Annotated in this window: 8 protein-coding genes and 1 pseudogene; 3 read left to right on the plus strand and 6 right to left on the minus strand. The window is 67.6% G+C overall.

Features of this window, described 5'->3' with window-relative positions:
* Positions 1–1,030, minus strand: a 1,030-nt coding sequence (locus ACF1AG_RS34515; protein WP_359607457.1) for a condensation domain-containing protein, incomplete at its 3' end; no start/stop codon positions are given.
* 987 nt (positions 1,031–2,017) lie between these two features.
* Between ACF1AG_RS34515 and ACF1AG_RS34520 the strand changes: the two genes are divergently transcribed.
* Both ACF1AG_RS34520 and ACF1AG_RS34525 read left to right on the plus strand, forming a co-directional pair.
* Entirely contained in the window at positions 2,018–2,464 is a 447-nt protein-coding gene (locus tag ACF1AG_RS34520; protein ID WP_391811037.1) for a transposase family protein, read from the plus strand.
* Positions 2,461–2,712: a transposase gene (locus tag ACF1AG_RS34525; RefSeq protein ID WP_359607461.1), complete on the plus strand. Its 252-nt coding sequence runs from the start codon at positions 2,461–2,463 to the stop codon at positions 2,710–2,712. Before ACF1AG_RS34520 ends, ACF1AG_RS34525 begins: the two co-directional genes overlap by 4 nt.
* A gap of 788 nt (positions 2,713–3,500) precedes the next feature.
* Here ACF1AG_RS34525 and ACF1AG_RS34530 read toward each other — a convergent pair.
* Together ACF1AG_RS34530 and ACF1AG_RS34535 are read right to left on the minus strand one after the other, a co-directional pair.
* A pseudogene (locus ACF1AG_RS34530) lies at positions 3,501–3,581 on the minus strand (IS5/IS1182 family transposase); the annotation flags it as partial.
* A gap of 288 nt (positions 3,582–3,869) precedes the next feature.
* Positions 3,870–4,223 (minus strand): hypothetical protein, encoded by a 354-nt coding sequence (locus ACF1AG_RS34535; protein WP_387798289.1) that lies wholly within the window; start codon positions 4,221–4,223, stop codon positions 3,870–3,872.
* Between the two features lie 286 nt (positions 4,224–4,509).
* On the opposite strand from ACF1AG_RS34535, the gene ACF1AG_RS34540 reads away from it, so the two are divergent.
* Positions 4,510–4,848, plus strand: a complete 339-nt coding sequence (locus tag ACF1AG_RS34540) for a hypothetical protein (protein ID WP_391811038.1) — start codon at positions 4,510–4,512, stop codon at positions 4,846–4,848.
* A 95-nt stretch (positions 4,849–4,943) separates the two neighbouring features.
* On the opposite strand, the gene ACF1AG_RS34545 is transcribed toward ACF1AG_RS34540, so the two are convergent.
* From ACF1AG_RS34545 to ACF1AG_RS34555, 3 genes are all read right to left on the minus strand, one after another.
* Positions 4,944–5,924, minus strand: coding sequence for a helix-turn-helix domain-containing protein (locus ACF1AG_RS34545; RefSeq protein ID WP_359607466.1), 981 nt, complete (start codon positions 5,922–5,924; stop codon positions 4,944–4,946).
* A 141-nt stretch (positions 5,925–6,065) separates the two neighbouring features.
* Entirely contained in the window at positions 6,066–6,707 is a 642-nt protein-coding gene (locus ACF1AG_RS34550) for a rhodanese-like domain-containing protein (RefSeq protein ID WP_391811039.1), read from the minus strand.
* Positions 6,708–7,988: 1,281 nt separating this feature from the next.
* Positions 7,989–8,333: arylamine N-acetyltransferase (locus tag ACF1AG_RS34555; protein WP_391811040.1), on the minus strand; the 345-nt coding region annotated here is incomplete at its 5' end.

Genomic DNA, 8,333 nt, shown 5'->3' on the forward strand with positions numbered 1-8,333 from the left:
GGTGTCGGGACAGGTCGCGGGATCCGCCGACGGCGCCGACGACGAGGTCGAAGGGCGCCTCGGCGTGTGCGAGGTCGACGGGGACCCGGCGGCGCACCCGGTCGAGCAGTCCGGCGAAGTCCGGGGCGCCGGCGAGGTGGGTGCGCAGGACGACGGTGTTCACCAGAGGGCCGATGAGTCCGGCGGCGCCGGGCCGGGAGCGTTCGGCGAGGGTGCTGCACACGGCGACGTCGTCGCGGCCCGCCCAGTGTCCGAGCAGCATCTGGTAGGCGGTGAGCAGGAACATGTAGCGGGTGGCGCGGCGGGAGCGGGCGTAGGTGTCGACGGCGGCGACCACGTCGGCGGGCAGGTCGAACCGGACGACGTCACCGGATCCGTCCCAGGTGCGCGGTCGCGGCCGGTCGGTCGGCAGGTCCAGCGGTGCGAGCCCGGACAGCCGCTCACGCCAGTGCGCGAGCATCCGCTCCAGACGCGGCCCGCTCAGGCGCTCCGCCTGGGCCCGGGCGAGGTCGCTGTAGGAGACGGCGGGCACGGCGACGGCGTCCCCCCGGTACCCGGCGGCCAGCTCCTCCAGCAGCACGCCCCAGGACCAGCCGTCCACGGCGATGTGGTGCACCTCTACGAGCAGCAGGTGCTCGTCGGGGGCGACGCGGGCGAGGACGGCGCGGACCGGGTGCTGCGCGGCGAGGTCCACAGGGCGCCCCAGGAACCGGTCGTACAGCTCCTGCGGGCTGCTGACCTCGACGCGCTCCAGCGCGACGCCGGCCGGGGCGTCGACCACCTGTACGGGTTCGCCGTCGACGGCGGTGAACCGCGAGCGCAGCACCTCGTGCCGGTCCACGACCGCCGACAGCGAGCTGTGCAGCCGCTCCACGTCCAGGGCCCCGCTCAGTCTCAGCACCAGCGGGAGCATCGACCCACTGGAGGAACCGGCGAGCTGGTCCATGAACCACAGTCGGCGCTGGGCGAAGGATGCGGTGCGGATGTCGACGCCGTCCAGGGCCCTCTCGGGGGCCGAGCCTGCTGTCACTGTGAGCCTCCAAGCCGTGTTTCCCAGCAGACTGCCGTCGGCCGGGCGGGACTCCATAGGGAAGAAGACGCAGCACCGGAAGCAGACCGGGCTGCCGGAGCGGGGCAGGCCTGGCGGGTGGCAGCGGGAGGCCGTAAGCCGGAGGCGGGCGCCAGGATGTCCGGGTGCGCGGCCATGGGAACCCCGTGTCAACTCGCTGACCTGCCGGTCCAGCACACGCCCCGAAATCGGCCTGCTGCGGGAGATCACCTTCTCGATGAGTTGATACTTCGTCTCTCCTGCACGGTTGAAGACCTCGCCGTAGCCTCGGTCCCTCGCCGCGGGCCGAGCAGCACCCGGCGTCACGTTCGACGGCGACGGCTGTAGAACAGGCTGACAAACGACTTCGGGCATCAGCACACTGAGCGGATGCGCTACGAGGAGAAGGCGAAGCTCATCACAGCAAGGGCCCTGGTCCCGGTGGCCATTCCTTGTCACCTCGCCAGTGCTGCTGATAGCCGGAGCGCCGATCCGTCGCCGATACCTCTGCGACGTCTACCGGGATGAAGCCCCACTGATCCTGGACGAAAAGGCGGGCAGAATCAGCGTCCACTGGTTCGTGGTCACCAGCCCTCTTTTCGAATGGCTCTGCCGGCCCACAGAGTCACTCACTCGACTCATCTCACGCCGACGTTAAACGGCAAGTTTTACGAGCTCGTGCACGGTAAGCGGTGAGACGTCGAGCTTCTGATCGTCGATTCATGGTCATGTGGTGGGGAACGCGTCTCGTGCAGCGATCATCAGTGACCGGAGGATCACGGGCCTGTCGGCAAACGTGATTGCTGAACTCGTCGCAGAGCTGGGCCCGTTGTGGCATGAACGGCACCAGGCCAAGCTTGCGTCCCGGCCGCGGAAGCGTGCTGTGGGCGCGGGTGCGAAGCATCGGTTGATGTTCGTCGACCGGCTCTTGGCCGCGCTCGCGCACCTCGGCATGCCACCACGCACGATGTGCTGGCCTGCTGGTTCAGTGTTGACCGCTCCACCATCACCCGGGCCATCGCAGAGGTGCGGCCCCTGCTCGCCGAGCGAGGCTGCACCGTCAGCCCGGGTGTGCGGCTGCGGACTCTGGCCGAGGTCATCGACCATCTCGCCGCGAGCGGGAAGACCGGGATCATCGACGGCACCGAGATCCGGGTCCGCCGCCCGGCAGTCGGGCGCAAGGACCGGGACAGGTTCGTCTCCGGCAAGAGCAAGCAGAACGCGGTCAAGACCATGGTCGTCACGGACGGGAACGGCTGCGTGCTGTTCTGCAGCCCGACCAGGCCCGGCAGCTGCGCGGACATCACCCACGCGCGCCAGCTGGGGCTGGTCCGCTCCTGGCCGACGTACCCGCGGCGGAGATGCTCGCCGACGCCGGCTACCAGGGCCTGGGAGCTCAGACCGGCGGCCGTGTGATCACACCACCACACCGCAAGTTTAAGAAGGCCGCCCCCGACTGGTACGAGGAGGTGCACGAACGACAGCGCAAAGCACACTCCTCACGTCGCATCCGGGTCGAACACGGCATTGCCCACCTGAAGAACTGGCGGGCCCTGGCCCGCCACCTCGGCCGCCGCGAACACGTCAGCGACACCGTCCAAGCCATCGCCGGACTGCTGTCTCATCAACAGACCGCGGACCTGGCCTCGGCACGACCGATGTGAATGCCGAGCCCCACCGCGATCCTCGACGTCTCACCGCTTACCGTGCACGAGCTCGTTGGCCAGCACGCCGACCTGATCAACCGCCTGCGACGTCACCAGAGCAATCTCTGCACCAACGGTGCCCGTTCCTCCATATGTGTCCCGCAAGTGTTACCCGTAACCGAATGATCACCCGCGGAGGTCACCCTCGAGCACCGCTCGGTTGGCCGCAAAGCACCTATCGAGGACGATGATTTGACGCTGGCCAGCAATCGTCGATCGTCCTCTTGGCTCAATACGCTACGAGTCCAGTGCTTGAACCACTGAAGTTCAGGTAGAACTTGGTTCCGTCCCTGACGTCGGTGGCCGCTGTGCCCCAGGTATTGTTCTCGATGGTGCGCCAACTATTGCAGTAACCGCTCCCACCCGTGGGCAAGAAGCAAGTACGCACCTGAATCCGGCCGTTCGTTGGCTTTATATTGATGTCGGAGCAGTTGGATGTGGTGGATGGGTATACGCTGCCATACCAGAACCATCCGTTGTCGTAGAGGTTGCTCGTGTAGCTCTTTGCGCTGCCATAGCAGGTAGACGCGATAGCGGCGACCTCCCCCCTGAGCAAAGCACCCTTTGCCTGCGGCTGGGCGCTTGCAGGCGCGGCGAATCCTGCTGCCGTGATACCTGCCGCTGCTATTGCAACCGCGCCAGCTTTAAGATGAGCACGAACCTTCATGACGTGTACTACCCTTCCGTTGTAAACGACGTCCCGTAAGCGGGCGTTGGCCAGGACTGGATGGACGTGGGCCGAGGGATTACCCAGCGCGGGCCAGGTTGTGCGATCGGGCCACGCCGAGCACTGTGTGGTGGACGCCGTCGCCGCGTAGCCGGCAGTCGAAGGCGGGGCTTATACCTGCGACGTCATCGAGCGCCCGAACTGCGAGCGCGAAGACTACTGACCATCCCCGGCCTTGACCGGACCTCGGACCCGCCGACAGGGCCCGAGGTCTCGTATGTCATCCCGCGGCTACCCGCGGCGCAGGCTCTTGCTGAGATCGCGGTGCCACTCGGTGCGGCGCGGAACGTATTCGCCAGGCGCGACCATCACCCAGGTGGTCGCAGCCGGGAAGCTACATCAAATGCATCGTGTAGCTTCGGCGTACTCCAACGCCTCCCCTGTTACGTTAGGGGATCACTACGTAAGGGCTCGTGAAGACACTGCCACCGCTGTGCATCAGCACCCTGCAGGACCCCTGGTCGCCGACCGAGAAGACGAAACTCTTCCTCTGGCCTGCTGAGATGGTGAAGGTACCGTTGTCCCACTTCGAGAAGCCGTTGATGCACATCAGCTGAAATCGCGCGGTAACCGTGGAACCCCCCCACTTTTCGTAGGCCGCGTCGTAGCCGTCAGGGGAACCGGAGATGCCGGTAGCGCACACCTTGCCGTTGCCGATATCCGTGCACTTGGTCGGGCCGAATCCGGAGACGTTGGCCGTTCCGGCGTGGGCCTCGGCTGCAGAGACGGTGGTCAGCGGCACCGCAGCGCATGCTGTCGCGAGCGCAAGAGTGGCTATTCGACGACCTGTGATCATTCGTGATCCCTTCTAGGACAGGATGCCGCGAGACACTTCCGTTTCCTTCGCGAGCACTGATCCATGATCAAGCGGCGTGCGGGAAAGTTCATTGCCCAGGAGTGCCACGTGCTTGTCGATGCGCGCCAACTACACGAGGCGTGAAAAAGTCGGACGCCGAACCGTTACTGGACACCAGCCGACGAGCTCCAGCAGCGCTGATCCCGCGGCTCTGCCCGGCCACGCTGCGGTGGTGAGGGTGCACGAAGGCAGCGATTACGCCAGCGTCGGCAACGACAGAGCCTGGGTCGAAGTCTGTGACATGGAGACGACGGGCAACGGCGTCTACGGCAAGTTCCAGCTGCACGGCAGCGCGACTTGGCACTACGTGGGCGACGGAAACGGATCGCAGGGTGGATGTGGCAACCGCACTATCACCAATAGGGCCATCGTCTTCTACGTGCTGAGGACGCTCGGTGATGACACCTGCCGGGGCAAGGTTCTTCGAATGGCGAGCCCGCCCGGCGCCAGCGCACGGGCCGGTCAGCCTTCTCAGCGTGATACCCGCCAGCGAGCTGCCGAGCGGGGCTGATCCGCGTGTGTCCGCAGCGCCGTGAGCGTCTCCATTACAGCGGCTCCGCGACACCCCCGGCCCATACGAGGAGAGCCGACTGCTCCCGGCACGCCTCAGTTGGCCAACGAAGCGTGTCGGCCGTTGCGGTAGTCGCTGGGGGACATGCCGTAGGTGCTGCGGAACTTGCGGCTGAAGTGGGCGGCGTCGGTGAACCCCCAGCGTGCCGCTATCGCGCTTATCGGCCGTGTGGACCGGGGGTCGGCCAAATCACGGCGGCACTGCTCCAGCCTGCGCCGACGGATTGACGAGGCGACGGTGAGGTCCTCATCCTCGAAGAGCCGGTGCAGATGGCGCAGCGAAACTTGGCATCCGGCTGCGACTGCGGCGGGAGTGAGGTCTGGGTCGGGGAGATGCCGGTCGATGAAGTCGTGCACCCGCTTGAGGAGAACCCGGCGGTGAACCTCGGGCGGGACGGCTGCTTCGGCGTCCAGATGGTGCGCGCACACCGTGGTGAGCAGGTCGACTGCGACTGTGGCGAGCCGAGGCCCATCGGCCGCGGTATAGGAGTACGGCCCAGTGGCGAGTTGTCTGAGGTAGCCGGCCAGGAGGGCGCCCACTCCCCACGTGCCCGGTAGAGGCGTGACGGAAAGTGCGTGGAGCCGGTCAGTCTTCAGCGGCAGCAGAGCGCGGGGCAACTGCAGAAGGACGCCTCCGACCCGGCCACGGTCCGCACCAGCCCACCCCTGCCATGGCCGCGAAGTGTCGAACAGCATCATTTCGCCTGCCGTGCTGGTCGCGTCTCTGCCGCCATGGATCAGCCTGTGGCTGCCCTCCAGGTTCAGCATCAGTTGTAAGGCCTCGGGATCGGATCTTCGGACCAACTTGGTGGGCCTGGACGTGACAAGCGATGGGTACGTCACGGCCGATATCTGCACAGCACCGAGGTCAATTACGCGCAGGCCTGCTCGGAAGTCCTCGTGGTGGTCGGTGCGCAGAGTGCTAGGAACGAGTGTGTCGGACGTCAGGTCGCACCAACTGGCAAAGCGCTGGCTCCGCTCAATATCGTCGGTTCTGAACTCCGTCAGCACCACCATGGCTGCCCTCCCATCGCCCCGGCAGCCACCCTCAAGGAGCACCGCTACCGCGTCAAGGTGCGGGCAGAAAGTACTTGATCAGCACTTCCTGAGGCTCCGCGTCGGCGAGCGGCCATCCCCCGATCGGGTCCGTCGCGCCGGTCAGCATCCGTGCCCCGCCCGTGTGCCCCGTGGGCCCGAGGGACGAGCGCCGGCACCAACGAGCCGTCGGCGGGCTACGGGCCCTGACCGTCCTCCGCGCCGCAGTGGGCGAATCGCTGGAGGCGGGCCTGCAGTGTCTGAAAGCCGGTCACCGGCCTCGGCGGGCCGCGTGGTGTGCTGGGACAGGGCGGTCATCGGGCACCTCCGGTGGGAACGGTGTCGGGCGTGCCGGTGCGGTGGGCGCGGGCCTTGTGCCGGTCGAGCAGCGGTGGGGGCGCCGAGCCCGTCGCCGGTGACCGGGCGGCCCGCGTCGATCCATGCGCCGGTGCCGCCGCTGACGCTGTGGGCGTCGTGGCCCAGGTCGCACAGCAGGGAGGTCGCCTGCGCGCTGCGGCCGCCGCTCTGGCAGATCACGTAGACCGGGCGATCCTTGGGTAGCTCGCTGAGGACCAGGGGGAGGTTGGGAAGCGGTGCCGAGCGGGCGCCGGGGACGTGACCGGCCCGGTACTCGCCGCCGTTACGGACGTCGACGACGAGGGCACCTGCCGCCTGCGCCTCGGCGAACCGCTGCTGGTCGATCTCGGGAACCATGCGGGGAACTCTTTTATGCCCCGGGGGGTATCCAGAAGTGAGGCGTCCCATACACCGGAGCTCAGCCCCCGCCACAAAACGGGGAGGTCACAGGGTGCCGCCCACTCCGGAAGAAGCCTGCGGACGGCACCCGCCGACCGGCCTTCCGCATCCAGGCGCCCCTCATGTCGCGGAGGCAACCGCCGGCGCGACCCCTCAGCCGCCTGGTCGAACCCGCATCGCGCCGACGTCCGGCACGGTTCGCTCCGCGTAGACCCGGCGACCTCGCTGCCGATCCCGCGGCCCTGCCGTGAAGCCGAGGCACACCACGGTCGGGGTGCGCCTCGACATCCGCCGGACGCCACCTCGCATCAGCGCCGCTCCCCCGATCGAGGGGCACCACCCCCTGACGGCCCGAGCGCGATGCGGGTGGCGGCTTCGCGACCTTCGCACCACACAGCGGGTTCCGCGCCGCGTCACCTTCTGCCGCTGATCGCCGTACTGCTTTCGCCGCCCTTGCTCGGCGCGTCCACCACAGTCCGGTGGTCATCTCAACTGCTACGACCGAGCGATGGCGACCCACTCCGAAGCCCAGGAATCCCTCTGATAGATTTAGATTCAAATCTAATTGAGCGAGGGGCGGCCATGGGTCGCGTAACGCAGGTACGGGCACCGGAGAACCGGCAGCGTGTGCTCGCACCCGCCGCCGGTCGGCTCTGGGAGAAATCGCACGCTGCTGGGCGGTGAATTCGCCCCGCACCCGGAGCACACCAAGGACGTCACCTGCCTCCACGAATGCCATCAGTCTCACCGTGCCAACTTCTCTGTCGTGTTCCGGGCCATGCGGGGCGGGGTGGCCAGTACGTGTTTGCACGATCCGCGGCCACCGCGGTACTTCGCCCATCGCAGGCAGGTGCAGCTCATGCGTGCGTCGTCCTCGATGCGGACCAGGTAGGCATGCTCGCCCTCCCCCACCCACGCCAGCGTGCCGTCGATACGGACCGCGCTCTGAGCGGCCAGGGCCTTCGCTCCGCGCAGCCGCGAGGTTGCAGGTCTCTGCCGCGCCTGTGGTGTAGGGCAGGTACCGGTGGTAGTGATGCACCTCTCCGCAAGGTCGTACCCCGATCTGCCTGGAGGTCCTCAGCAACGTCAGGGCCGCCCGGACCCGTCCGGACGGCAGGCCGGACTGCGCCGACAGGAATCGAAGGGCGCAAAGTTGTTTGTGATAAGGAAAGCAACCAACGGCCGCAAGCGGCACCTCGTGGTCGACACCCGCGGCCTACCGCCGACGGTGAGGGTCACCCCGGCCGGCCTGCACCCGGGGCAGCGGGCAGGCGGCCGGTCAGGTCCGCGTCACCGAGGTGCGGGCCCGGGGCGGTGCCGGGCGGAGTCCAGCTCCCTCAGCCGGGTCACCAGCAGACGGGCTTCCTCCGGGGCCGTGCGGATCCCGAAGACGTCGTCGAGCAGCTTGGGCACCTCGTGCGGCCCGACAGTCTGCGTCACCCGGTCCCGGCCCGGACGTTCCGTCGTCCAGACCAGCGCGTCGAGCGTGTCGTACCGGTCGATGCGCCGCCGCTGGATGTACGGGCGGGTGACGAACGGAGAACGGTCGTGCGTGGCCACGAAGTGGTTGCCGACCGCGTAGTCAACGGGGTACTGCGGGGTCTCGGTGAAAACCTGCCGCACCACCCAGCCTTC

The sequence above is a fragment of the Streptomyces sp. NPDC014764 genome (assembly GCF_043082785.1).
Classification (GTDB): Bacteria; Actinomycetota; Actinomycetes; order Streptomycetales; family Streptomycetaceae; genus Streptomyces; species Streptomyces althioticus.

Bases quoted from the DNA above. Each gene is read 5' to 3' on its own strand.
- ACF1AG_RS34545 (WP_359607466.1), bottom strand. From the start codon at position 5,924: ATGGTGGTGCTGACGGAGTTCAGAACCGACGATATTGAGCGGAGCCAG.
- ACF1AG_RS34550 (WP_391811039.1), bottom strand. From the start codon at position 6,707: ATGGGACGCCTCACTTCTGGATACCCCCCGGGGCATAAAAGAGTTCCC.